Annotated in this window: 20 protein-coding genes and 1 tRNA gene; 10 read left to right on the top strand and 11 right to left on the bottom strand. The window is 55.0% G+C overall.

Features of this window, described 5'->3' with window-relative positions; all coding sequences use genetic code 11:
- Nucleotides 1–68: 68 nt before the first annotated feature.
- The 4 genes from urtA to atzF form a co-directional block, all read right to left on the bottom strand.
- A complete protein-coding gene (urtA, locus tag EC840_RS18410; RefSeq protein ID WP_132966527.1) occupies nucleotides 69–1,337 on the bottom strand; it encodes an urea ABC transporter substrate-binding protein in 1,269 nt (422 codons plus the stop codon).
- A gap of 85 nt (nucleotides 1,338–1,422) precedes the next feature.
- Entirely contained in the window at nucleotides 1,423–2,145 is a 723-nt protein-coding gene (locus tag EC840_RS18405) for a GntR family transcriptional regulator (RefSeq protein ID WP_113876889.1), read from the bottom strand.
- A gap of 26 nt (nucleotides 2,146–2,171) precedes the next feature.
- On the bottom strand, nucleotides 2,172–5,804 hold the full coding sequence (gene uca, locus EC840_RS18400; protein WP_132966525.1) for an urea carboxylase: 3,633 nt from the start codon (nucleotides 5,802–5,804) through the stop codon (nucleotides 2,172–2,174).
- 10 nt (nucleotides 5,805–5,814) lie between these two features.
- Nucleotides 5,815–7,662: an allophanate hydrolase gene (atzF, locus tag EC840_RS18395; RefSeq protein WP_132966523.1), complete on the bottom strand. Its 1,848-nt coding sequence runs from the start codon at nucleotides 7,660–7,662 to the stop codon at nucleotides 5,815–5,817.
- A gap of 284 nt (nucleotides 7,663–7,946) precedes the next feature.
- On the opposite strand from atzF, the gene EC840_RS18390 reads away from it, so the two are divergent.
- From EC840_RS18390 to EC840_RS18370, 5 genes are all read left to right on the top strand, one after another.
- On the top strand, nucleotides 7,947–9,392 hold the full coding sequence (locus EC840_RS18390) for an alpha/beta hydrolase (protein WP_129637736.1): 1,446 nt from the start codon (nucleotides 7,947–7,949) through the stop codon (nucleotides 9,390–9,392).
- 72 nt (nucleotides 9,393–9,464) lie between these two features.
- Entirely contained in the window at nucleotides 9,465–9,923 is a 459-nt protein-coding gene (locus EC840_RS18385; protein ID WP_112291682.1) for a MarR family transcriptional regulator, read from the top strand.
- Between the two features lie 131 nt (nucleotides 9,924–10,054).
- Nucleotides 10,055–10,477 carry an organic hydroperoxide resistance protein gene (locus EC840_RS18380; RefSeq protein WP_132966521.1) on the top strand — a complete coding sequence of 141 codons (423 nt, stop codon included), beginning with the start codon at nucleotides 10,055–10,057 and terminating at the stop codon, nucleotides 10,475–10,477.
- 242 nt (nucleotides 10,478–10,719) lie between these two features.
- Nucleotides 10,720–12,399 (top strand): kdo(2)-lipid A phosphoethanolamine 7''-transferase, encoded by a 1,680-nt coding sequence (gene eptB / locus EC840_RS18375; protein WP_113876894.1) that lies wholly within the window; start codon nucleotides 10,720–10,722, stop codon nucleotides 12,397–12,399.
- A gap of 100 nt (nucleotides 12,400–12,499) precedes the next feature.
- Nucleotides 12,500–12,576 (top strand) — tRNA-Pro (locus EC840_RS18370).
- 88 nt (nucleotides 12,577–12,664) lie between these two features.
- On the opposite strand, the gene EC840_RS18365 is transcribed toward EC840_RS18370, so the two are convergent.
- On the bottom strand, nucleotides 12,665–12,994 hold the full coding sequence (locus EC840_RS18365; protein ID WP_132966519.1) for a type II toxin-antitoxin system RelE/ParE family toxin: 330 nt from the start codon (nucleotides 12,992–12,994) through the stop codon (nucleotides 12,665–12,667).
- On the bottom strand, nucleotides 12,963–13,199 hold the full coding sequence (locus EC840_RS18360; RefSeq protein WP_120164112.1) for a ParD-like family protein: 237 nt from the start codon (nucleotides 13,197–13,199) through the stop codon (nucleotides 12,963–12,965). The genes EC840_RS18365 and EC840_RS18360 overlap by 32 nt, the downstream gene beginning before the upstream one ends.
- A gap of 955 nt (nucleotides 13,200–14,154) precedes the next feature.
- Between EC840_RS18360 and dppA the strand changes: the two genes are divergently transcribed.
- From dppA to dppF, 5 genes are all read left to right on the top strand, one after another.
- Nucleotides 14,155–15,762 carry a dipeptide ABC transporter periplasmic-binding protein DppA gene (gene dppA / locus EC840_RS18355; RefSeq protein ID WP_113876896.1) on the top strand — a complete coding sequence of 536 codons (1,608 nt, stop codon included), beginning with the start codon at nucleotides 14,155–14,157 and terminating at the stop codon, nucleotides 15,760–15,762.
- A gap of 200 nt (nucleotides 15,763–15,962) precedes the next feature.
- Nucleotides 15,963–16,982 (top strand): dipeptide ABC transporter permease DppB, encoded by a 1,020-nt coding sequence (gene dppB, locus EC840_RS18350; RefSeq protein ID WP_013573445.1) that lies wholly within the window; start codon nucleotides 15,963–15,965, stop codon nucleotides 16,980–16,982.
- A 10-nt stretch (nucleotides 16,983–16,992) separates the two neighbouring features.
- Complete coding sequence (gene dppC / locus EC840_RS18345) at nucleotides 16,993–17,907, top strand: dipeptide ABC transporter permease DppC (protein ID WP_013573446.1); 915 nt, start codon at nucleotides 16,993–16,995, stop codon at nucleotides 17,905–17,907.
- A 10-nt stretch (nucleotides 17,908–17,917) separates the two neighbouring features.
- On the top strand, nucleotides 17,918–18,943 hold the full coding sequence (gene dppD / locus EC840_RS18340; RefSeq protein WP_095923948.1) for a dipeptide ABC transporter ATP-binding protein: 1,026 nt from the start codon (nucleotides 17,918–17,920) through the stop codon (nucleotides 18,941–18,943).
- Nucleotides 18,933–19,955, top strand: coding sequence for a dipeptide ABC transporter ATP-binding subunit DppF (dppF, locus tag EC840_RS18335; protein WP_112291826.1), 1,023 nt, complete (start codon nucleotides 18,933–18,935; stop codon nucleotides 19,953–19,955). The genes dppD and dppF overlap by 11 nt, the downstream gene beginning before the upstream one ends.
- Nucleotides 19,956–20,007: 52 nt before the next feature.
- Here the strand turns inward: dppF and EC840_RS18330 are convergent, their stop codons facing one another.
- The 5 genes from EC840_RS18330 to EC840_RS18310 all read right to left on the bottom strand — a co-directional run bounded on the left by EC840_RS18330 (nucleotide 20,008) and on the right by EC840_RS18310 (nucleotide 26,755).
- Complete coding sequence (locus EC840_RS18330) at nucleotides 20,008–20,616, bottom strand: mobile mystery protein B (protein ID WP_132966517.1); 609 nt, start codon at nucleotides 20,614–20,616, stop codon at nucleotides 20,008–20,010.
- Entirely contained in the window at nucleotides 20,613–21,080 is a 468-nt protein-coding gene (locus tag EC840_RS18325) for a mobile mystery protein A (protein ID WP_112291829.1), read from the bottom strand. Before EC840_RS18325 ends, EC840_RS18330 begins: the two co-directional genes overlap by 4 nt.
- A 191-nt stretch (nucleotides 21,081–21,271) precedes the next feature.
- Entirely contained in the window at nucleotides 21,272–22,285 is a 1,014-nt protein-coding gene (locus EC840_RS18320) for a glycosyl hydrolase family 8 (RefSeq protein WP_132966515.1), read from the bottom strand.
- 9 nt (nucleotides 22,286–22,294) lie between these two features.
- Entirely contained in the window at nucleotides 22,295–22,774 is a 480-nt protein-coding gene (bcsD, locus tag EC840_RS18315) for a cellulose biosynthesis protein BcsD (protein ID WP_112291831.1), read from the bottom strand.
- An 18-nt stretch (nucleotides 22,775–22,792) separates the two neighbouring features.
- On the bottom strand, nucleotides 22,793–26,755 hold the full coding sequence (locus EC840_RS18310; RefSeq protein WP_132966513.1) for a cellulose biosynthesis protein BcsC: 3,963 nt from the start codon (nucleotides 26,753–26,755) through the stop codon (nucleotides 22,793–22,795).
- Nucleotides 26,756–26,834 lie beyond the last annotated feature (79 nt).

Below are 26,834 nucleotides of genomic sequence, written 5' to 3'. Positions count from 1 at the left end.
ATGTTCTCGCCGCATAAAGTTGATGCTGGTTTGCTCCTCCCCCTGCGAAGGGGGAGGAGCTAAAACAATCAGTTAACCGTTTTCACCGGGGTATCTGGCTTTTTATCGTTACCCGCGATGTACGGGCTCCACGGCTGGGCGCGGATCGGTTTATCGGTCTGCCAGACCACGTTGAACTGACCGTTGGATTCGATTTCTCCGATCATTACCGGTTTGTGCAGGTGATGATTGGTTTTATCCATGGTCAGCGTGAAGCCGGAAGGTGCGGCGAAGGTCTGTCCGGCCATCGCGGCACGCACTTTATCCACGTCTGTCGTCCCGGCTTTTTCCACCGCCTGTGCCCACATATGGATGCCGACGTAGGTCGCTTCCATCGGGTCGTTGGTCACGGCGTTATCGGCGTTCGGCAGTTTGTGTGCCTTAGCGTAAGCCTTCCATTCAGCCACGAATTTCTTGTTGGTTGGATTTTCCACCGACTGGAAGTAGTTCCACGCCGCGAGATCGCCGACCAGCGGTTTGGTGTCGATGCCGCGCAGCTCTTCTTCACCGACGGAGAACGCCACCACCGGCACATCGGTGGCTTTCACGCCCTGATTGGCCAGCTCTTTATAGAACGGCACGTTGGAATCGCCGTTGATGGTGGAAATCACCGCGGTTTTGCCGCCTGCGGAGAATTTCTTAATGTTGGAAACGATGGTCTGATAATCGCTGTAACCGAACGGCGTATAGACTTCTTCGATGTCGCTGTCTTTCACGCCTTTGGAATGCAGGAAGGCGCGGAGGATTTTGTTGGTGGTGCGCGGATACACGTAGTCGGTGCCGAGCAGGAAGAAACGTTTCGCCGCGCCGCCGTCTTCACTCATCAGATATTCCACCGCCGGAATGGCCTGCTGGTTAGGCGCGGCACCGGTGTAGAACACGTTTGGTGACATCTCTTCACCTTCATACTGCACCGGATAGAACAGCAGACCGTTCAGTTCTTCAAACACCGGCAGCACGGATTTACGCGATACCGACGTCCAGCAGCCGAACACTACCGCGACGTTATCCTGCGTCAGCAACTGGCGGGCTTTTTCAGCGAACAGCGGCCAGTTAGAGGCCGGATCGACCACTACCGGCTCCAGCTTTTTGCCCAGCACGCCGCCTTTAGCGTTGATGTCATCAATGGTCATCAGCGCGATGTCTTTCAGCGGGGTTTCTGAAATAGCCATGGTGCCGGAAAGCGAATGCATGATACCGATTTTGATGGTGTCGGCAGCCTGCGCGCTCCAGGCCAGACCCATGCTGACTACGGTGGCGGAAAGAGCAAAGGCTTTAATAAAACGTCGACGTTGCATAGATGAATCCTCTGTAAAAATGCTGTGATGTAAATACGTTAAGAGAACGCTGTTATGGTGAAAGTCGAAAAAACATTTAAAAAAGTCATGACGGGTTGCCCGCGTCACTCTCCGCCCGCGCCCGGTGCAACATATGCAGGGTAATTTTGCGCACTTCGGCTTTACTGACGGCAATGTGGTCGTGTAACTGGCGCTGCGCCTCCTCTGTTTGTTGTTGAATGATGGCGAGCAGAATGCCCGCGTGCTCTTTATAGGTGGCGTTCACACGCTCACCTTTGGTGAAATCCAGACGCCGGATGATGCGGATTTTTTCGGTCAGTTCGCGGTGAATACGCGCCATTTCGGCGTTACCCGCCGCGGCCACCAGCGTCATGTGAAACTCTTCGTCATAGCGCGACACCAGCTGACCGTCTTCGAGCGGCGGCTGATCAATCCAGAAGGCTTTCAGTTCGGCCAGTTGCAACGGTTGAACGGCGGGCGGCAGCGCGCACAGACGTTTCACCGCTTCCAGTTCCAGCACGATGCGCAGGTCATACAGTTGCTCGAAAAAGTCGAAATCGAACGGACGAACCTGCCAGCCGCTGCGGAAAAACACTTCGACGTAGCCTTCGTGTTCCAGCCAGAAAAGCGCCTGACGCACAGGCGTGCGGCTGACCTCCATCCGGTCGGCAATGTCGTTTTCGCTGAACCGGTCTCCGGGCAGCAGGCGGAAACTGAAAATGTCATCTTTCAGCTGCTGATAGATGCGTTCCGCCAGTCCTTCCGGACGATTTTTACTGCGTGAAGATTTAGAGCCCGTCAGTTGCATGTGATATTCCCTGTATGTCGGTAGCGTTAAACGGCTGCGTCCAGCCACAGCAAAGCATCGCCCGGTCCGACCGGACGCCCCTGCTGGCAACTGATTTTCAGTACGGTTCCGGCGCACGGCGCATTCACCGACAGCTCCATTTTCATGGCTTCGACGACGATCAGCGGCTGGCCTTCTTCCACCTGCTGGCCCGGCTCGACCAGGATTTTCCAGACGTTGCCGTTCAGATCGGCGCTGACTAAATGGCCGTCCTGATCCGCATCGTCCTCCACTAACTGCACGGCGTTGGCGGCGGCTTCCACCGCGGCGCTTTCGGCTTCATGCCAGTGCGCCACTTCGCGGGTAAAGGCTTCGGTTTGTTTCGAACGGAAATCAGCAATATCGGCGGCGTTATCGGTAAGAAATTGCGTATATTGCGCAAAATCGAACTCGGTTTCTTCGATGCGGATTTGTGCGCGCCCTTCGCGGAACGCCTCGCGCTGGATTTCCAGTTCGGCTTCGGTAACTTCATAGAACCGCACCTGATCGAAGAAGTGCAGCAGCCACGGCTCGCCGTTTTTAAACTGCTCATTCTTGAGAAACTTATTCCAGATCGGCAGCGTGCGGCCGACCAGCTGATAGCCGCCCGGCGAATCCATGCCATAAATGCACATGTACATGCCACCGATACCGACCGTGCCTTCGGCGGTAAAGGTGCGCGCCGGGTTGTATTTGGAACTCAGCAGGCGATGGCGCGGATCGACCGGCACCGCGCACGGCGCGCCGAGATACACATCGCCCAGCCCGAGGATCAGATAGCTGGCGTCGAAAATGATGTTTTTTACTTCGTCGCGGCTCGCCAGCCCGTTGGTGCGCTGGATAAAATCGACGTTATTTGGCAGCCACGGTGCGTCTGTGCGCACGGTTTGCTGATAGCGTTCGACCGCGCCGAGCGTGGCGGAATCTTCAAATGCCATCGGCATATGTACGATGCGGGTCGGGATTTTGAGCTGGCTGACATCCGCCAGGTTGTGTTCGAGCGTCAGTAAATGCTGGAGCAGCGCCGTCTGATGCAGCACGCGGCTGTCGTAGCGGATTTGCAGCGAACGCACGCCCGGCGACAGTTCTTCAATACCCTGCTGACCGGCGGCTTTGATGGCGTTCATCAGCAGGTAGATGCGCATACGCACCGCCAGATCCAGCACGTTATCGCCGTACTCAATCAGCACGTAGCCGTCGCCTGCCTGACGGTATTCCACCGAAGGACGTTCAGCCGTCGCCGGAAGTGCCGCGAGAATGGTGGCGGAAGCCGTGGTATCCGGCAGCAAAGACGGCACCGGCAGCGCCATCGCGTTGACTGGCATCAGCGAGTCCAGCGTGCCTTGCTGCGCCAGTTCCAGCGCCTGTGCCTGTTCAAAACTGATCGGATGAAAACGGATTTTATCGCCCGGTTTTACCTGGCCGACTTTCCACAATTCGGCTTTGGCGATGGTCACCGGACAGACGAAACCGCCGAGGCTTGGCCCGTCGCGGGTCAGAATGACCGGGAAGTCACCGGTGAAATTAATCGCGCCGATGGCGTACTCGCAGTCATGCACGTTGGACGGGTGCAGACCGGCTTCGCCGCCGTCCTGCCGCGCCCATTGTGGTTTCGGGCCAACCAGCCGCACGCCGAGGCGGTTGGAGTTGTAATGCACCTGCCATTCAGACTGGAAGAAAGTGTCGATGGATCCTGTGGTGAAGAAATCCGGTGCGCCGTGCGGCCCGTAAAGCACGCCGATATTCCAGATGTCGCCGTAAGGCGGCACGATATTTTCCGCTGCGGCCTGCGGCAAACCGACCGGCGCGGGCGTGGTGCAGGCCGCCAGTTCCGGCTGTGAAACGGTCAGCATATCGGCAACGCGCAGCGTGCGACCGGCGTGACCGCCAAACTGCCCGAGCGCAAAGGTTGAACGGCTGCCGAGATACACCGGCACATCGAAACCGTTACGCACGGCAAGATAGGTGCGGCAACCCTGCGTGGCTCGCCCCAGCGTCAGTGTCTGACCGGCTTTTACGTTTACCGGCTGACAGTAAGAAACAGCTTCGCCATCGAGATGTGCCGGACAGCGTGCGCCGGTCAGCGCGATCACCGCGTCGCAATGAAAGCGCAGGGTGGGTCCCTGTAACGTGAACTCCAGACCGGCGGCATCCAGATGATTGCCGACAATGCGGTTGGCGAGACGGAAGGCAAAATCGTCCATCGGACCGGAAGGCGGCACGCCGATATCCCAGTAACCGAGACGCCCCGGATAATCCTGCACGCTGCTGTACGTACCGGGCGCGATCACTTCGATGGCGTTTGGCGAGTAAACAAAACTGTCGAGCATGCGCGTCCACATTTCGCCGTCGCGGAATACCGGCGTGGCAACTACCTGACGCAGATAATCGATATTGGTGGCGATGCCGTGCAGGCGGGTGGCGGCCAGCGCGGCAGACATTTTCGCCAGTGCGTCCTGACGGTCGGTGCCGTGAACAATCAGTTTGGCGATCATCGGGTCGTAAAAGGCCGACACTTCACTGCCGGTTGAAACCCAGCCATCGACGCGGACGTCTTCGGGGAAAAAGACCTCGGTCAGCACGCCCGGACTCGGCTGAAAATTCTTCAGCGGATCTTCGGCGTAAATACGCACTTCCATCGACGCGCCCTGCGGGGCTTTTTCCATTGCAGGCCAGTCCAGAGGTTCACCGGCGGCGACGTTCAGCATGCATTCGATCAAGTCCAGACCGGTGACCATTTCGGTGACCGGATGCTCCACCTGCAAACGGGTATTCACTTCGAGAAAATAAAATTCGTCGCGCGGGGCGTCATAGATAAATTCAACGGTACCGGCGCTGCGGTAGTTCACCGATTCGCCGAGCTGCACGGCGGCGCGATGTAACGCTTCGCGGCTGGCCTGCGGCAGATTCGGTGCAGGGGTTTCTTCCACCACTTTCTGATTGCGGCGCTGTAACGAACAGTCGCGTTCGCCGAGCGCCACCACGCGGCCTTTACCGTCGCCAAAAATCTGTACTTCGACGTGACGGGCGCGATCGACAAAGCGTTCGAGAAACACACCGGCGTCGCGGAAAAACTGTTCGCCGAGACGCTTCACGCTGTCCCACGCGGCGCGCAGGGCGTCTTCATCTTCACAGCGCGTCAGGCCAATGCCTCCACCGCCTGCGGTGCTTTTCAGCATCACCGGATAACCGATGTCTGCGGCGGCTTTCACGGCGTCATCAAGGCTGGCGAGCAACCCGGTTCCCGGCGTCATCGGTACATTTGCGGCACCGGCCAATTCGCGGGCACGGTGCTTGAGGCCAAACTCGCGGATTTGTCCGGCGGTCGGGCCGATAAACGCAATGCCTGCCGCTTCGCAGGCATCGGCGAATTCTGCGCTTTCGGATAAAAAGCCGTATCCCGGATAAATCGCCTGCGCGCCGGTTTCTTTCGCGGCGGCCAGAATTTTGTCGATCATCAGGTAGCTTTCGCTGGCCTTTTCGCCGCCCAGCGCGATGGCGATATCCGCCTGCGTGACGTGCGGTGCATTGCGGTCAGCGTCGGAATAAACGGCCACGCTGGTCACGCCCAGACGTTTCAGCGTACGGATCGCGCGGCAGGCAATTTCGCCACGGTTAGCAATTAAAACGGTGTTAAACATGTGCGCGCCCTCAGCTTTTGACCGGTGAATTCAGGCTCTGGATGTAACTTCTCCAGCCGCCAAATGCGGTGATATCGGTGGCCTCGCCAAGCGCCCACGGCTCGCAGATAAAGCCTTTCACCCTGCGTCCGTCAGCCAGTTCGAGCGAACCCATGCCGAGCGGTGCCGGGATTTCAGCGACGAATTCACCAAAGCGCGCCAGCGGGATATCCCACAGTTCGACGATAATCGCGCTGCCGCCTTCTGCCCGCACCAGTCCCGGTTTTGGCGGCGTGGTGTTGGCGAGGGCGTAAAGTTTGTAGGTTGCAGCGGTCGTGGTTTGTTCGACGCGTACCGCGTTGCGGCTGGTGAGCTGAAAATTCAGCGGCATCCCGGTCAGGTGCGCGCCAACCACGGCAACGCGCACGCAGGCAGCACTGACCGGCGCGGAGGTCATGAATTCTTCAGATTTCATCGCCAGCCCGGTTGCGCCGAGCGGCAGATTCAGGCTGCGCTGCCACTGACGGCCAAAACTTGCCAGTGCATCGTCGTGCCAGGCCGGAGCGATCAGCGTGATACCGGCGGGCAGGCCGTCGGCGCGCAGGCTGGAAGGCAGCGCCAGCGCGGACAAATCCGCCAGATTGGTGAAGTTGGTGTAAATGCCGAACTGCGAGTTGTAGAGCACCGGTTCCTGCACCAGCTCTTGCTGCGTGCGGATGGTCGGCGATGTCGGCACCACCAGCGCGTCAAACCCTTCCAGCGTCAGATTAATCTTGCGTGACAGCTCAGCGCGTAAATATTCAGCGCGCCAGGCATCGATCGCGGTGTAGTTCAGGCCATTGGCGACAATCCCGCGAACGATCGGATCCATCGCTTCCGGGCTTTCTTCGAAAATTTCGCCTACCGCCACGGTGCGTTCTGCCACCCATGCGCCGTAATACAACTGCTCTGCCAGTTCGCGGAACGGCGTGAAATCGACGGGAACGAGGGTGATGCCGCTGCTGTTCAGACGTTCCAGCGCCTGATCGAACTCAAATTCCGCCAGCGCGTCGCCGAAGAATTCCAGACTGTCCGGTACGGCAAAGCGCGGATGCGGTGACATGGCGACCGGCGCGGTAAACGGATTTCTACGGGAGTAGGCATCGGCAGCATCAAAACCGCCTGCGGCCTGGGCGACGGTCTGGGCATCGGCCACTGTCAGGGCGAAAATCGAGACGGAATCATTCAGGCGGCAGGCCGGAACCACGCCGGTATTCGACAGCCAGCCTTTGGTCGGTTTCAGCCCGACGACATTATTAAAGCCTGCCGGAACACGGCCGGAACCGGCGGTGTCGGTGCCCAGCGAAAAGGCCACCAGACCGCGTGCCAGAACGGAAGCCGAACCAGAACTGGATCCGCCGCTGACGTAATCAGGATTGAAGGTATTAGGGACTGCGCCGTAAGGAGAACGGGTGCCGACCAGGCCGGTGGCGAACTGATCGAGATTGGTTTTGCCAATCACTATTGCGCCTTTGGCTTTCAGATTGGCAATCACGGTAGCGTCTGCTTCTGCGGTGTAAGCAAACGCCGGACACGCCGCCGTGGTCGGCCAGCCTGCGATATCCATATTGTCTTTAACGGCGAACGGCACACCATACAACGGCAGGGCGCTCAGCAAGCCTTCATGCTGATGGCGAAGGGCTTCAAGGTGGAGGATTTGCGCCTCAAGCTGCTCTGCGGTGGCGAGATAAATCCAGGCATTGTCGTTTTGACTCAGGCTTCCCATAACCAGAGAAAGCGTGGTGCGCAGGCTGTCTGGCGCACCGCGGTAATGTTGCTGCCATTCCCGCAAGGTAAAACCGCGAAAGGGTGATGTGACTGTCTCTGAAACTGAAGCCATGTTTTGAATCCCATCTGGTATACAAGATTGAATTCATCTAAGCAAAGCCTGTGCCACTTCATTATCCATTGATTTTGCTGGGTTTAGTCATTGTTGTATGACCGGGTTGTATATTTGTTGCACCACGGACGGAATGCAACTGGGCAAAATTGGGGCGAAAATTTGCGCTTTGTGCAGCCACCGTTCAAGGTAATTGCATTATTATTTTCGCAATAATGCTCAGGAAGGACATATCTTTAAGAGGCTGTCTTTCTGCAAAACTGTTTTTAGGAAACCCCTATTTAATGCAACTTCGTCATCTCTCTGAACGCCTGAAAAAGCTGTTACTGGCGCTGATTCTGGTGATTATTACGCTGCTGGCTGTGCGTACTTATGACGCCTTACAGGGGCCGCCGCTTGAGCCGTGGCACAAACTGGTGCCGGACGAACTGAGTGCGGAGCAACTGGATAAGAGCGACTGGCCGGCGTATTTACGCGCGGAGCAGCAGGCGTTTGCTGAAGTGAAGCAGCAGGTGACGGACAAACTCGACAGAGAAGATCGTATTCCGCTTAACCGCTATTACGATCGCAGCCCGATTTATCCCGAGCATTTTGCGCAGGACTGGAACCGCTCTTATGAGCTGATGCCCGACGGTAAACCGGTCGGCGCGGTGGTGCTGTTGCACGGTCTGACCGATTCCCCTTACAGCCTGCGGCATATTGCGCAGGATTATCGTCGCCGTGGATTCGTTGCCGTCGGTATTCGCTTGCCCGGACATGGCACCGTGCCGGGCGGACTGACCAGCGTCGACTGGGAACAGTGGCTGGCGGCAACGCGGCTGGCAATTCGCGAGGCACGACGTGCAGCGGGGGCGGATGTGCCGCTGCAACTGGTCGGTTTTTCCAATGGCGGTGCGCTGGCGATGAAATACACCCTGGATTCGCTCGATGATCCTGCACTGGCGCGCCCTTCGCGCATTGTGCTGATTTCCCCGATGATTGGCGTGACCAGTTTTGCGCGCTTTGCCGGATATGCGGGCTGGCCGGCAATTTTCCCTGCCTTTGCCAAAACCGCCTGGCTGAATCTGATGCCGGAATTCAATCCTTTTAAATACAATTCATTCCCGGTGAAAGCGGCGCGTCAGTCTTATCTGCTGACCCATGTTTTACAGCAGCAAATCAGTAAAGACGCGGAGTCCGGTAAGCTTTCACAGTTACCGCCTGTGCTGGCGTTCCAGTCGGTGGTTGATTCAACCGTCAGCGCCCGTGCGGTGGTGACGGCGTTGTTTAATCAGCTCCCGGCAAACGGCAGCCAGCTGGTACTGTTTGATATTAACCGCAGTGCGTATGTCGGGCCGCTGCTGCGTCCGTCATCGGAAACCGCCGTTGAGCGCCTGCTGCCTGCGCCGCCGCGCGCCTATCAGACGACGGTGATTACCAACGCTTCACCGGATGATGCGGCCACGGTAGCGAAAATCACAGTAGCGGGGCAAAACAGCGCTTCAGTTACACCACTCGGTCTGAACTATCCTTCAGAATTCTATTCGCTGTCGCATGTCGCGCTGCCTTTTCCGACAGACGATTCGCTGTACGGGCGCAATCCGCAAGGGCCTGCGCAATTTGGTATCAGGCTCGGTACGCTGGCCGCGCGGGGTGAAAGCGGTGCGCTGGTGGTAAGTATGGATCAGCTGATGCGTGTTTCATCCAACCCGTTTTATCCGTATATGCTGCAGCGGATTGAAGGTTTCTGAACCTGCGGGTTGAGATAACATAAAAAAGCGCTTGCGATAATATCGCGCGCTATATATATTGGCGGCATGAACATGACAACAGATACCGACTCAACACAAAACGGCATGCTGCATCTGGATCAACAGATGTGTTTCGCGCTGTACTCCGCGAATCTGGCACTGCATAAGGTTTACCGTAAATTGCTCGGGCAACTCGAACTGACTTACCCGCAATATCTGGTGATGCTGGTGCTCTGGCAGCGTGATGAAGTCACGGTATCTGAAATCGGCGAAAAACTGTTTCTCGATTCTGCTACTTTGACGCCATTGTTAAAGCGTCTGGAAACCGCCGGTTTGCTGATGCGTCAGCGGGCGAAAGCCGATGAGCGCCAGGTGATTATCTCCCTGACCGCAGAAGGCCGGGCGTTACGCGAAAAAGCGCAGGGTATTCCCGAAGCCATTTTGTGTGCGACCGAATGTGAAGTTGGCGAGATTGTGGCGCTGAAGCAGCAACTGGAAGTCTTACGGGCTAAGCTTCAGGATAAAGCGTAAAACTTCGCTTTAAAGAGTGTTAAACAGACGAGTCTGAAGGAGCATCTTAGACGCGTTTGATAGAATCAAATAAGTAGTGTGCGATTAAATCGTTTAATATTTTATGGCTCTCACTGATTAAGGAACGAAATATGTCTATTGAAAAAGTGGTGTATCGTGCTCATGCCTCAGCCACCGGTGGTCGTGATGGTCGTGCGACTTCTGACGACGGCGTTCTTGACGTCAAGTTGGGTGTACCAAAAGAAATGGGCGGCATGGGCGGCGGTACTAACCCAGAGCAGCTGTTTGCTGCGGGCTATTCCGCCTGCTTCCTCGGCGCACTGAAAGCCGTTGCCGCACAAGAAAAAATTAAGATCCCTACGGACGCCAAAATTGAAGGCGCAGTAGGCATCGGCGCAATTCCTGGCGGTTACGGTATCGAAGTTCAGCTGGATATTACCCTGCCAGGCTTCGAGCGCAGCGAAGCAGAAGCACTGGTGGCGAAAGCCCATCAGGTTTGCCCGTACTCCAATGCGACCCGTGGCAACATCGACGTCACTTTGAATATTAAGTAATTTTAAGTCATACCGCCTTCACCAGGGGCGTTTTAATGAAATACCAGGGAGGCTTCGGCCTCCTTTTTCATGTCTGAAAAACCCGCCATGATCTCTCTGTCTCCCCTGCAGGGCGCTTCTTTCCTGCTGTTCAGGCAAGTATGTATATAAACGTAATCTCAGCATAATCCGTGAACTCGAGGGGCATAAACATGTCACAATGATTCAGAATCTTTCAAAAAACTTCCGGAAAACCACATTACATGAATAGAGTGAAGACTCTATCGCAGCAAAATATCTCTTTATTGTTAGCGATTTACATTGGCATTTTCCTGAATGTCTCCGTGTTTCAACGCCGCTTTGCCGCTTTGGTCAATCATTTCACTTCAACTGAACTGATTCAGGCAGTCACCGAAGTTTGTGCCATCGTCCTGTTTACCTTCTTCGTGCTGCGTTTAATTTCGCTGGGTGGAAAGCTGTTTTTCCGCATCATCGCCACATTACTGGTGCTGATTTCGGTCGCCGCCAGTTATTACATGGTGATGTTCAACGTGGTGATTGGGTACGGCATTGTCGTTTCGGTGATGACCACGGATATCGACCTCAGCAAAGAAATCATCGGGTGGCATCTGTTTATCTGGATGGCGCTGGTCAGTGCCGTTCCGTTATTCCTTATCTGGAAAAACAACCTGCGTCTGACGCTGATGGAGCAGATAAAAACGCCGGGGCAACGTGCGTTGCCACTGATCGTTTTGCTGGCGACAGCGTTACTGGTCTGGCTGCCACTGCGATATCTCGACCACGAACAAAGTGTGAATGAGAAGAAAACCAACGTCGACTTGCCCAGCTATGGTGGCGTCGTCGCGCACTCCTATCTGCCGTCTAACTGGCTGGCCGCGCTGGGTTTGTATGCTTATACGCAGGTTGATGAAAGCCGGGATGCCGGTAATTACTTTGATCCGGCGAAGGAATTCACCTACGTTCCGCCCGCAGATATCGACGATACCTACGTCGTATTTATCATCGGTGAAACTACCCGCTGGGATCACTTAGGCATTCTGGGTTATGAGCGCGATACCACGCCGCGCTTGTCGAAAGAAAAGAATCTGGTGGCGTTCCGCGGTACCTCGTGCGATACGGCAACCAAGCTGTCGCTGCGCTGTATGTTTGTGCGCGAAGGCGGTACGGCGGACAACCCGCAGCGTACGTTGAAAGAGCAGAATATTTTCGCGGTGATGAAGTCGCTGGGCTTCACCTCTGAGCTGTTCGCGATGCAAAGCGAGCTGTGGTTCTACAACAACGCGGACACCAATAACTTCTCTTTCCGCGAAATCATAGCCTCTGAAAAGCGCAACGACGGCAAGCCGGTCGATGACATGTTGCTGGTCAATGAGTTACAGGAATCCCTGAGAACGCACCCGAAAGGTAAGCATCTGGTGATCCTGCATACAAAAGGCTCGCATTACCTCTATTCCCAGCGTTATCCGCGCAGTTACGCACGTTATACGCCGGAGTGTAAGAGCAACACCTGTACCAAAGATGAACTGATCAACGCCTTTGATAACAGCGTATTGTACACCGATACCTTTATCGACAACGTGATTGATCAGTTGCGTGATAAGAAAGCGCTGGTGTTTTATGCCTCTGATCACGGTGAATCCATTGATGAGAATTCACATCTGCACGGCACGCCGCGCGAGATGGCCCCGCCGGAGCAGTTCCGCGTGCCGATGATGGTGTGGGCTTCTGACAGCTTCCTGGAGCAGCCAGACCACAAGCGGGCGTTTGAGCAGCTACAGGCACAGCAGCGGGTCGGTGCGAAGAAACGTCACGTTGAGTTATTTGACTCGATTCTGGGGTGTCTGGGTTATACGTCGCCAGACGGTGGTATTAATCCGGCGAATAACTGGTGTGCCAAACCTCAGGCAGAACAGAAGCCATAGGTTATTTTGGCGCCGTATAGGACAAAATCTGGGCAGTCAGTGCGGATGTTATAAAAAGCCGTTGACGCTCTGAGGGGGTCGCAGTAAGATGCGCCCCATTCGGCGAGTAGCGCAGCTTGGTAGCGCAACTGGTTTGGGACCAGTGGGTCGGAGGTTCGAATCCTCTCTCGCCGACCACATTTGAAAAACCTGCTTTTAAAGCAGGTTTTTTTTCGCCTGTAAAAGCCCGCGGCCTTCTGGTTGCGGGTTTTTGCTTTGTGAGAAGTTATTTCATCATCTTCAAATCACCTTTACGGTGATTTTTATGATCCTGATAGAAGTTCTCATGCGAATCCAGGCTCAGTAGATACAGTTCTATTTTCTCTTCCCGCCAGCAGTAGCCCAGTAATGCCTGCTGTTTTTCGAGCGGAAATTTATGCACTCTTAAATAGCTGAGATCGCCTTTCTTCAGTTCTCCGATCAGCGGATTTCCCTGTATGCGCTCGATTTCATCATCGACGACAATCTGCTGTGACAAAGGCAATCGTCCAAAGGCTCTGGTAAAGCGATGAGATTCAAACGTATCAATCCTTTGACCGCTCAGTCCTTCTGGCATAGCGCGTTACCTTGTTGTTATCCATCTCGCTTTTGGCTAATAACGTTTCCACAATGAACCGGTAAGTCAGATCAGGATTGTCTTCAGCGATCCGGCCGATTTTTGCCCAGTGTTCAATCTGCTTGGGAATGCTCCGGTGGGAGGCTTCCGCATGTATTTTCACATCACTCACAAAGTCGTCGTCTAAACGAATACTGGTTGCCATGGTTTACCTCTGGTCGTTTTGTATACCCGATAGCAGGGTGCGCCATAACATTGCTTTACGCAACAAATTGTCGCGAATTTCGATCAATCTCCTCATTGCCTGAGAACCGAGAATAGGCGGCTCTTCCCACGTAAAGAAGGGATTTTTGGCAGGACTTTGAAGGTCTGCGAGGTGCCATGTAAAAAGGTTTGTTGAGATATTTTATTTGCACCCGACGTTAGGTGCTTTCACGCAAATCTGGCAGGTAATAAGCTCTTAAGAATAAGCAATAATCGCACCACAATTTAAAAACTCTTTAACATATTCGTTTCAATCAATGTCCGTCCTCCCCCTCCCTGATGCCGAAAAAACACGCTAAACCGGTACGGATATTGACCTGCACCACCCCTGTGCATTTGCGCCATTTTGGGGTGTTTTGACGGTGCCGGGGTAAACACGTTCTCTGAACCTGCACGGTCATTTGCTGCACTTCCCAGCATTTTCCGCTGGTTTCCACCCCTATCTCAAAAATAACCGTTCATATATTCATCGTTTAGCCAGAAATTTTTAGGGATTTAAAATGGGTGAAACCCCCAGGAATATTCTTTTACAAAGGGGATTGTGTGGTTATTTGCTGTGCAGACTGAACATTCGTCCTGATTTGGTTAACGAAATGTTTTTTTATGTTTGTTTGTTGTAACTCACAGTCTGTGTAAATGCCTGATGGTTATATTGACGTCAAGGATAGGAGTTGCCAAATTGATAGCCCCAAGGAAGACCAGTGATTATTTCCGGTAAGCTTTTGTAAAGACAACTTTACAGATCGCAGGAAAAAAATGGCAGTTCACCATGCTCTGGTTGGACTTATTGCAGCGCACGAGCAAACACAGTCACCCGCAAATAAAAATAAAGGGTGACGTGAGCTGTATACACAACACACACATCCACATCACCATTAATCGATGGAGCAGAAGCGATGACAATCTCTTTAGGTAAGTCGGGGCTACTGAAATTCAGTATGGGCCTGATTGCGCTGACCGTTGCGGCCAGTGTCCAGGCAAAAACGTTAGTGTATTGTTCTGAAGGTTCACCTGAAGGCTTTAACCCTCAGTTGTTCACCTCAGGCACCACGTATGACGCAAGCTCCGTGCCTATCTACAACCGTCTGGTTGAGTTCAAGATCGGAACCACCGAAATCCAGCCGGGCCTGGCTGAAAAGTGGGACATCTCTGCCGATGGCAAAACCTACACCTTCCATCTGCGCAAAGGCGTGAAATGGCAGGACAACAAGGAATTCAAACCGACCCGTGATTTCAACGCGGATGACGTTGTGTTCTCCTTCGAGCGTCAGCTGGACAAAAATAACGCATACCACGGTGTTTCTGGCGGCAGCTACGAATACTTCGAAGGTATGGGTATGGGCGATCTGATTAACAAGATCGTGAAAGTGGACGACAACACCGTGCAGTTCGTCCTCAACCGCCCTGAGTCTCCGTTCCTGGCTGACCTGGCGATGGACTTCGCTTCAATTCTGTCTGCGGAATACGCTGACAACATGCTGAAAGCGAAAACCCCTGAGAAGGTTGACCTGGATCCCATCGGTACCGGTCCGTTCCAGCTTCTGCAATATCAGAAAGATTCACGCATCCTCTACAAAGCATTCCCGGGCTACTGGGGCACCAAGCCGCAGATCGACCGTTTAGTCTTCTCCATCACGCCTGACGCTTCCGTGCGTTACGCGAAACTGCAGAAAAACGAATGCCAGGTCATGCCGTATCCAAACCCGGCTGATATCGCGGCAATGAAAAAAGATAAAACCATCAACCTGATGCAACAGCCAGGTCTGAACGTGGGTTATCTGTCCTTCAACGTTGAGAAGAAACCGCTGGATGAAGTGAAAGTGCGTCAGGCACTGACCATGGCTGTGAACAAAAAAGCCATCATCGATGCGGTTTATCAGGGTGCTGGCCAGCCGGCTAAAAACCTGATCCCACCAACAATGTGGGGCTACAACAAAGACGTCGTGGATTACGAATACAATCCTGAGAAAGCCAAAGAGCTGCTGAAAGAAGCAGGTCACGCAGACGGTTTCACTATCGATCTGTGGGCGATGCCGGTACAGCGTCCGTACAACCCGAACGCACGCCGTATGGCTGAAATGATCCAGGCCGACTGGGCGAAAATCGGCGTGAAAGCCAACATCGTGACTTACGAATGGGGCGAATACCTCAAGCGTGCGAAAAACGGTGAGCACCAGTCTGTGATGATGGGCTGGACCGGCGACAATGGGGACCCGGATAACTTCTTCGCCACCCTGTTCAGCTGTGCGGCAGCCAAAGACGGTTCCAACTACTCCCGCTGGTGTTACAAGCCGTTTGAAGATCTGATCCAGCCAGCCCGTGCTGAATCCGATCACGCCAAACGTGCTGCGCTGTACCAGCAGGCTCAGGTTGTGATGCATGACCAGGCACCTGCGCTGATCATCGCTCACTCCACCGTGTACGAACCTGTTCGTAAAGAAGTCAAAGGGTATGTCGTAGACCCGCTCGGCAAACACCACTTCGAAAACGTCTCAATGGAGTGATCGCTTACTGAATAACCCGGGAGCTGCGTTGTGCGGTGCTCGCAATCTTCGCCTACCTGAAGGTATGTCTTGATTGCTGTGCTCCTCCGCCTTGCTCGCGGGCCATTCAGTACAGCCTTGATTCTCAAGAAAGAAATGTGAGCCACAATAAGCCCGGCGAGCTACGGTTCTCCGGGCATTTTATACAGAGAGTACGGGATATGTTGCAGTTCATACTCCGACGTCTGGGGTTAGTTATCCCAACGTTTATCGGCATTACTTTGCTGACTTTTGCCTTCGTACACATGATACCAGGCGACCCGGTCACCATCATGGCAGGCGAGCGCGGGGTTTCCCCCGAACGTCACGCCCAGCTGATGGCAGATATGGGGCTCGACAAGCCTCTTTACCAGCAATATTTCCACTACGTGAACGGTGTGCTGCATGGCGACCTGGGCACGTCCTTAAAAAGCCGCACCCCTGTCTGGCAGGAATTTGTACCGCGCTTTAAAGCCACTCTGGAACTGGGCATCTGCGCGATGATTTTCGCGATCATTGTCGGTATTCCGGTGGGTGTGCTGGCGGCGGTAAAACGGGGATCGATATTCGACCACACGGCCGTGGGGATATCACTGACCGGTTATTCTATGCCCATCTTCTGGTGGGGGATCATGCTGGTGATGCTGGTCTCGGTGCAGCTTAATCTGACGCCCGTATCGGGGCGAATAAGCGATACCGTGTTCCTGGATGACAGCCTGCCGCTGACCGGTTTTATGCTGATCGACACGCTGTTCTGGGGCGAACCGGGTGATTTCGTGGATGCTGTGATGCACATGATTTTACCGGCTATCGTGCTGGGCACCATTCCGCTGGCGGTGATTGTGCGTATGACCCGTTCTTCCATGCTGGAAGTGCTGGGCGAAGACTACATCCGTACCGCGCGCGCCAAAGGCGTCAGCCGTATGCGGGTGATCGTCATCCACGCACTGCGCAATGCGCTGCTGCCGGTGGTGACCATCATTGGTTTGCAGGTCGGTACGCTGCTTGGCGGCGCGATCCTGACGGAAACCATCTTCTCCTGGCCGGGACTCGGCCGGTGGCTGATCGACGCACTCCAGCGCCGCGACTATCCGGTCGTGCAGGGCGGGGTGTTGCTGGTCGCTACTCTGATCATCGTGGTTAACCTGCTGGTAGATGTGCTCTACGGCGTGGTCAACCCGCGTATTCGCCACAAGAAATAAGGGGCGCACAATGTCTCAAACCACTGAGCCGGTCGCTAACGAGTTAGTGACGGCTGCGCCAGTGCCGATGCCGCCTTTGCGCGAATTCTGGCATTACTTCAAGCGTAACAAAGGGGCCGTTGTCGGCCTGGCTTACATCATAATCATGCTGGTCATTGCGATTGGCGCGAACGTGATCGCACCTCATTTGCCTGCTGAACAGTTCCGTGACGCGCTGTTGCGCCCGCCGGTGTGGATGGAAGGCGGTAGCTGGAAATTCCTGCTGGGCACCGACGACGTGGGCCGCGATATTCTGTCGCGTCTGATGTACGGCGCGCGTTTATCGCTGCTGGTCGGTTGTCTGGTAGTCGTACTGTCGCTGATCCTCGGCGTGGTGTTCGGTCTGTTTGCCGGGTACTACGGCGGTGTGGTTGACGCCATTATCATGCGTGTGGTCGATATCATGCTGGCCCTGCCAAGCCTGTTGCTGGCGCTGGTGCTGGTCGCCATTTTCGGTCCGTCGATTGTTAACGCCTCGCTGGCGCTGACCTTCGTAGCGTTACCGCACTACGTCCGTTTAACCCGTGCGGCGGTGCTGGTGGAAGTGAACCGCGACTATGTGACCGCGTCGCGCGTCGCCGGTGCCGGTTCTGCCCGTCAGATGTTCATCAACATTTTACCTAACTGCTTAGCGCCGCTGATTGTTCAGGCATCGCTCGGCTTCTCCAACGCCATCCTCGATATGGCAGCGTTGGGCTTCCTCGGTATGGGCGCACAGCCGCCAACGCCGGAGTGGGGCACCATGCTGTCGGACGTCTTACAGTTTGCTCAAAGTGCCTGGTGGGTCGTGACCTTTCCTGGTGTGATCATTCTGCTGACGGTGCTGGCATTTAACCTGATGGGTGATGGCCTGCGTGATGCCCTCGACCCTAAACTTAAGCAGTAAGGGGTTGGAGATGGAAACAACATTAACGAATGATGTTCAGGTCGGCAAAACGTTGCTGACTGTGGATAAGCTCTCCGTTCACTTTGGTGACGAAGGGACGCCGTTCCGCGCCGTAGACCGTATCAGTTACAGCGTGAAACAGGGCGAAGTAGTCGGGATTGTCGGCGAGTCCGGTTCCGGTAAATCGGTCAGTTCACTGGCACTGATGGGACTGATCGACTTCCCCGGCAAAGTGATGGCGGAAAAACTGGAGTTCGGTGGGCGTAACCTGCAGGGCATCAGCGAAAAAGAGCGCCGCCAGATTGTCGGTGCCGAAGTCGCGATGATTTTCCAGGATCCGATGACCAGCCTGAACCCGTGTTACACCGTGGGTTTCCAGATTATGGAAGCTATCAAGGTGCATCAGGGCGGTAACAAAAAGACCCGTCGTCAGCGCACCATCGATTTGCTGAATCTGGTCGGTATTCCTGATCCGGCTTCGCGTCTCGACGTGTATCCGCACCAGCTTTCCGGCGGGATGAGCCAGCGCGTGATGATCGCCATGGCGATCGCCTGTCGCCCGAAATTGCTGATTGCCGATGAGCCGACCACCGCGCTCGACGTGACCATCCAGGCGCAGATCATCGAGCTGCTGCTTGAGCTGCAACAGAAAGAAAACATGGCGCTGATGCTGATCACCCATGACCTGGCGCTGGTGGCGGAAGCCGCGCATCACATCATCGTGATGTACGCTGGTCAGGTGGTGGAATCGGCGAAAGCCACGGAAATCTTCCGTGCGCCGCGTCATCCGTATACTCAGGCGCTGCTGCGCTCACTGCCGGAATTCGCCGCTGACAAAGCGCGTTTACAGTCATTGCCGGGCGTAGTGCCGGGCAAATATGACCGTCCGAACGGCTGTCTGCTCAATCCGCGTTGCCCGTATGCAACTGACCGTTGCCGTAAAGAAGAACCTGCGCTGCGTGATCTCGCGAACGGGCGTCAGTCGAAGTGCCATTATCCGCTGGATGATGCCGGGAGACCTACTTATGAGTCCTGATAACACCTCATCGCAGCCGCTGTTGCACGCGATTGATCTGAAAAAACATTACCCGGTGAAGAAGGGCATCTTCGGCCAGGAACGCACGGTGAAAGCGCTCGACGGCGTGTCGTTTACGCTCGAACGCGGTAAAACGCTGGCGGTGGTGGGCGAATCCGGTTGTGGTAAATCCACGCTGGGCCGTCTGCTGACCATGATTGAAGTGCCGACCGGCGGTGAACTGTATTACCGTGGTCAGGATTTGCTGAAACCTGATGCGACCGCTGAAAAGCTGCGTCGTCAGAAGATCCAAATCGTGTTTCAGAATCCTTACGGATCGCTGAACCCGCGCAAGAAAGTCGGCCAGATCCTCGAAGAACCGCTGCTGATCAACACCAAACTGACCCGCGAAGAACGTCGCGAGAAAGCGCTGGCGATGATGGCGAAAGTCGGCCTGAAAACCGAGCACTACGACCGCTATCCGCACATGTTCTCCGGCGGCCAGCGTCAGCGTATTGCTATCGCCCGTGGTCTGATGCTGGATCCGGACGTGGTGATCGCCGATGAACCGGTGTCCGCGCTCGACGTTTCCGTGCGTGCGCAGGTACTGAACCTGATGATGGATTTGCAGCAGGATTTAGGGCTGTCCTACGTCTTCATCTCGCATGATTTGTCAGTGGTGGAACATATCGCTGACGAAGTGATGGTGATGTATCTCGGTCGTTGCGTGGAGAAGGGCCCGAAAGACGCCATCTTCAGCAATCCGCGCCATCCGTACACGCAGGCATTGCTGTCCGCGACGCCGCGTCTGAACCCGGACGAACGCCGTGAACGCATCAAGCTGACCGGCGAACTGCCAAGCCCGCTGAATCCGCCTGCCGGTTGCGCCTTCAACGCCCGTTGCCGCCGTGCGTTCGGCACCTGCAAACAGTTCCAGCCACAGCTGAAACAGTACGGCGATCAGCTCGTCGCCTGCTTTGCCGTCGATCAGGATGAAACCGGCACCACGCAGACCGTTGCCGTAAATCAGTAATATTGCTGATATGAAAAAGCCCGCGAAAAGCGGGCTTTTTTGTGGGCAATTTTTAGTCAGAAGCAAATCTGATAAGGCGCCTATAATCGCCATTGTCGGCTTCTCTCAAAGCGAGAATGTATTCAGCGCGATGTGCATCTGGTGAAACGAGTTCACCTGCTGATATCCCCCAGGGAAAGAACCCCCTTCCAAGCGTGCGACGAAGCACGTCGCAAAATATCCGGGAATGCCTTCCATTCCCGTTGGGAAAAGGGTGGATCCATACAATGTCTCTGTGAAGTCTCAGGCAGATTTCATCGGGTGGGTAAGTTTCGTTTTCAATCCAGAAAACTGCATTATCGAGAGTATCTCTGACACGCATTGAGATCATATAAGGTGGCGTATTCCCGATGTTTACTTCTCTGCGTCTGAGTTGACCCGCCCATTCCCACGTTTTATTGAACATGTTGCGGTGTAATCGAAGACAGAAATCGACGGTTAAGATCTCTATGTAACTCAGCTTCTGACGGCTGAGATGCGCTAATGCCTGCTGTATGTTCGTTTTTTCAAATTGATTCAGGTCTTCCCGGGTAAAGATGTAGTCGGGAATTAAACCGGCCAGATCGTCAGGGCTAAGTTCCGTTGCCCCTTCAGGAAGGCCATTATTGATGGTTTCGCTCATTTTTCATCCCAGAAATCCCGAGGCCATTTTTGTAATAGGTCGCTTTTAAGCTTGTCTTGTGTCGATTTTTGGAAAGCTGATGATGTGGGTTGCTGTTCCAGCGACATATGAATTTCAGTGTACTGATTAAGGAATCTCGCTTTTTTCTCGGCCTGCTGCTCTCTTAGTTCTTGCAGCGTTCGCCCTTGCTTTGGCTGCAAAAAGTATACAAGCTCACAATCCAGGCCCTCAGCGATTTTTTCCAGTGTATTCAGCGTTAGCGACCCCTCAATTTCACCTTTTTCTATCAGCGAAATGCGCGACTGACTTAAACCACATCGTTCTGCAAGCGAGCGGGTGCTCATGCCCAGCGCGCTTCTGAGAAGTTGTATCCATCCTTTTTTTGGACGCTTGGCTTTGCGTCGAGGTTTCATTTCATTGAGAAGGTTGTCTACCTGTTTGATTTTTAATTCTTTATCCCACATAGAGAAACCTTTTAATTGCATATTTACAATAGATTTATTGATTTTCAATATTGAATATACAATCAAATTTGGATAAATCAATTGTATATATGCAATCATTTTAGAATTAATCGATTGTATATATACAATCGATCACAACAAAAAAGGCCAGTCAGCATCCCCCTGACTGGCCTTTTTATTCCAGAGTATGCTTACCCTTTATGACTCGCCCACCAGCTCAGCAGTTGCAGGGTGGAAGAATAGTAATCGTCTTTCGGTGCCAGATTCGGGCTGATGGCGCCGGCGTTGGCCATGGTGAAATCACGAATGGCTAACAGGCCTGGCGACATGTTGTAGGCCGCTTTGGTGCCGGTCATCACGTCAATCCAGGCCGGTGTCGCATCGCGTGGGGATTTCTGCCACCACAGAATGAAGGGTGCCATCTGCGGGCTGCCCGGATGTGCCCAGCCGAGATACAGCGGGATACGTACCGCATCGTAACTGAAACGCGTCGGCCAGCGGCTGGCCGGTTTCAGGGTGCCATCGGCCTGCATATCCACCCAGTCGGTCGGCAGACGGAATTCACCAAACGCCATTTTACTCAGCATCGCTGTGCTGCTTTCATCCAGATCTTTCCAGACTTTCAAATGGCTGTGAGCGTAAAACGCCTGCCACGCCGGGAAGATGAAATAGGACGGATTGACGGTCACGTTGCTGGTCTGATTGAAACCCTTCACGCCCGGCAGCATCACTTTGTACCCGGCATAATCAATCACATTGTATTTAATCAGCGCCGTCTGCAATTTCTCCGAGGCTTTGGTGTAACGGCTGTCGTTCCACTTATCTCCCGCCAGCAGCAGGGCCCAGGCCATCAGCGTATCGCCATCAGAGGCATTGTTAGTATCCGCCACATGCGGGGTGCTGTTCGGGTCATAACGCCATGAATACAGCCCGATATCTTTGCGGTAGAGCGTGGTGTTCGCCCACTGCCAGAGTTTATCGAACGTCGCCTGATCGTCATTGAAGACCGCCAGCAACATGCTGAATCCCTGGCCTTCGGTGTGACTGACGTTTTTATTGGCGGTATCGATGATGCGTCCGTCCGGCATCAGAAAGCGGCTTTTATACGCCGACCAGCCTGAATCCTGAGCCATTACGGCAGAGCTGAAAAACGTAAATATAAGGCCGAACCACAGCACCAGACTGTAGCGTCGAAATAACAACATAGTGATCCCTTACAAACCATTTTGATAACGGAAAACGAACGCGCCTTCCGGTGTGCTTTCCTGCCAGCGCAGCGGAACATAAGGCTGTCCGCCCTGTGACAACAACCACTCCGCATAAAGACCTTCAAACAGCGAGATCAGCGCGATGCGCCAAAGCTCATCATCCTGACCCTGCGGTGAAACCGGCCAGGCAATGTGGACCAGCGCCAGCTGTTGCTGAGTGGCTTCCAGTTTCACCACACCCCAGTCGAACCGGCTGAGAATATGATTGATATTGTCTTCCAGCTCGCCCAGTGTCGCCGAAGCGGGAAGCGGATGCTGACGCGCCAGATTATTGCCCATCAGCGTAAGAAAACGACGGCCATCCTCATCATCGGCGGAGGCCAGAATACCTGAAAATAGCACCTGCACCAGGCTTTGCCAGCCCGGTGTGGTATGACGCTGGCGGTAATATTCCTGCGCGACCTGAGTATAGTTATTTTCTTGCATGGTTTTATTTCACCGCGATTAATTTTGACCCATCAGGTAACGGAAGTAGACCTGCGCTGTGCTTTCGTTGTAGTCGCCGAAAGTATCGTAGCCAACCTGTCCGCCAATCTGCATGCTTTTGTTCAGATGATAATTGCCGCCCACGCCCGCATTCCAGCCGATGCCGTTCTGCGTTTTACCGCCGTAATAGGCTTCGGTGCCGTAACCTTCTGCCACCAGATCTTCCAGCTGTTTCTGTAGTTCCGGATTATTCGGGAAGTAAGCGCTCTTATCCTGAGAGTAAGACTGATAACCCACAGCTCCGGACAGTTTCAGATCCCAGTCGTCATACTTCTGGGTGTACTCCACCGGGAAGGAGACGCTGACATAGTTTTGCGGGCTGAAGTAACCACCCTGACCATAAGAGTAGTAGCTGAGGTTTTTGTCGAAGTTCATGTAACCGACGTTGATACCGGTTTTCAGCTCGCGATCGTCATAACGGTAAGGGCGGACATACAAACCGGCATTGGCGTTCACCGATGTGTTGCTCTTCACGTTATTACCCAGATAGCTGTAGTAACCGCCTTCGGCATAGAAACCGGCATCGCCATCGTCGTAGGACAGATTAATGCTGCCGCCGTTTTTGGTGACCTGACCCCATTCCTTGCCGCTGTAATTATCTTTGGTACCGACGTAAGACAGAATACTGTCGGTGACGGCACGACGTTCAGCGGTCACGCGCAGGGTGGTGAAGTCGGTCAGTTTCGGTGCCCATTGCACACCACCGACCAGCGAGTTCAGATCCTGCCCGAGCGGCGTGCTGCCGATATCGGCTTTGTAGCTGTCACCGGTCAGCGCGGCGTTCACCTCCACGCCGGTCGCGCTCTGATTTCCGGCGGATGGCGCAGCATAAGTCGTCGGATCCGTGCCGGTAATGGTGTTGTACGCGACGCACTGATCGGACGTGGCATTGGCGGAAGTACAGTTGGTGCTGGAGTTCGCCGCTGCGGCCGCCTGCAATTTGGCAAAGGTGCTGTAGTTGGCGATATCCAGACCGGCCGCTGCGGCTGCGGCGGCCACATCTTTCTGCGCCGACTGCGCTGCTGCCAGTGCGCCCTGACCGAAACGTGCGTTGCCGGTGCCGGAAGGGCTGCCTGCGCTGAGAGAAACCGGTGTGACGCCGATACTCAGACGTGACGTATCAAACGGCACGAAGGCAAAGGTCATCGGCGCTTTGGCTTCGGTCAGCTGGCTGAGACCGCTTTCGCCGTCACGACCACGAATCGACATGTCGCCCTGCGCCCAGGTCGCGGTTTTGCCCTGCAAATCGTCGAGCATGTCGTCGATCTGTTTTTCGGTTGCATTACGTTGCGCCACTGCCGTCGGTTGTGCGGTGGCTGCCGGAATATTGCCCGGCGTGGAAACCTGATCAGACACCTGCCACGGCAACACGGTGCCGTAAGAGGATTGTGTTGCCGGACGTGAAGCCGACGTGCGCGTTGAGCGGTTGATGAACGGGTTGTCGCTGATCTGCAATCCGGCCATCTGTGCCGGACTGTCCGCGCCCTCCAGCCCGATCATCTTGCCTTTGGCGGAACGCAGTAACGCCAGGGCCTGCTGGTGATCGCCCTGCGCTTCGGCGACGCGTGCTTCTAACAGCAGACGGTCTGGCGTACGCGGCCCGGTCAGGCCTTCCATCAGGGTTTTCGCCCGCTGGTTATCGCCTTCGCCCAGCGCCACGTTAATCGCACCCACGCGGGCATCCTGCGTCGGCGTGTCTTTGCTCATCAGATAGTTATAAACCTGACCCGCCTGTTTATTGAGTTTGCCTGACTGATACAGACGCGCCATCGCCAGCATCAGGTCGCGGTTTTGCGGGTCCGCCTGCAGCGCGACGACCAGTTTGTCGTAAGCCGCCGCATACTGACCTTGCTCGCGCAGCTGGTCAGCCTGATTGATGACAAAGCCGTTACGCAGATTTGCCAGCGCGGTCGGTGACGTGCCGGACTGAATCTGCGGATTTTGCAGGAAGGCTTGCGCCTCATTGCTCAGACCGGCCTGATTGAGCACGGTCACCTGATCGGCATAATCACCGGCATTACCCTTAACACCCTGACGCATATTCTGGCGCACCAGTTGCACCGCCAGCGGAAGCTGTCCCGCTGCCGCCAGGTTTTTCGCCAGCGAACCGACATCCGCCGGTGCGCTCGGTGGATTTTGTGCCAGTGCGCGCAGCGTATTCGACGCCGCTGCGGTATTGCCCTGTTGCAGATAATTTTCGGCATCCGCCATCTGCGCATTGTAGTTGGCGCGCTGCGCCAGTTCACGCATACCCTGATTCTGACTGCTGCGCGGAATGCGCGAGAGCAGGGCGCTGGCGGTGGACCAGTTTTTGGTTTCGGAAGCAAAAAGTGCCGCGGCGTACAAATCGGCAGAAGACGCGCCCGGACGTGAAGACGGCGCCATAATGGCCTGCGCTTGCGCGGTCTGCCCCTGCGATTGCAGGATGCGCGCCATATCCAGTTTTACCCAAACGTTCGACGGCTGACGTTCCTGCGCCTGTTGCAGAATATTGAGTGCGCGCTGCGGATCGTTGTTCGCAACTGCCTGTGCGGCCTGACGACGCATTGGTTCGATGACATCCGCCACGGCCGGCGGGTTCATCTTCGCCTGTAGTCCGGCGGGCAGAGTTTTCAGCACCTGATTAGCTTCGGCGGTTTTGTTTTGCTGACGCAGCACATAATACAATCCGGCGCGGGCATCGGCGTTATCGCCCAGCGCGCTGTATTGCTGCTCAGCGCCGGGAAGATCGCCTTTGCGGCGCAGAATATCCGCACGTAACAAACTGGCAGACTGGCCTTTCTCGCCACCCACCTGCGTCAGCGGAGTGACCGCCGCCAGCGCCGCGTCGTAACTGCCGGAACCCGCAGCGTCTTTGGCTTTGGCTAACTGGGCATAAAACGCCGAATCCTGCGCCTGATTGCTCAGTTGCGCGCTGTTCGGACCGCCCTGCGCGGCGGCTTTGCTCAGATATTGCGACGCTTCTTCAAAGTTGCCGCTGCGCTGAGCGATATACCCCAGACCGGCCAGTGCATCGGCGTCGTTCGGGTTATCGGCCAGTACGCTTTCGAATTTGGATTTAGCGCTGGTGACGTCGCCGCTGTTCAGTGCAGTAAAGCCCTGACCTTTCGCTGCGCCGCCAATGTTTTTCTGGAAATAGGCCATCACGCCGGTGTCATTTGGATGACGCGCCTGATAACCCTGATACAAATCACGGTCACCTTCCTGCGGTGCCATCCACAGCAGCGCCTGACGTAATGAGCGGTCGGCTTCGGTGCTTGAACCGGCCATGGTGCTCAGCAGTTTAATGCCGTCGCGACGGGTGGATTCCTGATAAGTCAGCACTTTGCCCAGACCGAGACGTGCCTGCGTATCGTCCGGACGGGAGGCGATGCGCTGTTGTAATCCGGCAATGGCCTGCGGCTGGAGCGATTTATCGCCTGCCATGGTCAGATAATATTCGGTCGCCAGACTGTCGAGCGGCTGGTTACCGTTAAAAATGGTGCGGTACGCCGATAATGCGCCGCTGACGTTCCCTTGTGCCGCCATCTGACGGGCAGAAGCCAGCTGAGCGGGGGGAATCGACTGCATCGCTTTGGCGCTGTTCAGCGACGCCAGACGCGGATCGTCCGGCGAGACGGCAGACAGTTTTTCACGCCACTGATTAGCCGACGTTTTATCGCCACTTTGCATGGAATACAGCGACATCAGATACATCGCCTGCGCATTGTCCGGCTCCACCAGCAGCACTTTCTGCAAGGCGTCTTTAGCCAGATCATCATGCGCCCGCTCGTGCCAGTAAGCGGCCTGATCAAACAGGGCTTTCATGGCCGGATTGGTGGTGTCCGCTGCAAATGTAGCGGCGCTAAAACTCGCGACTCCGGCGATCCCTACCAGATAAATAGCCCTGATCACCGCCAGGGACAGTTTATGTTTTTTCATTTTCCAGCTCCGGTAACCGCCAGAGGGTCGCCTGAAACACAGGCGACTTTGATTGTTTTTGTTATACAGCCGATGCCTT

The organism is Rahnella sp. JUb53, from assembly GCF_004346065.1.
Classification (GTDB): domain Bacteria; phylum Pseudomonadota; class Gammaproteobacteria; order Enterobacterales; family Enterobacteriaceae; genus Rahnella; species Rahnella variigena.
Note: the sequence above shows the minus strand (reverse complement) of the source record. Positions and strands in the feature narration are given on the sequence as shown.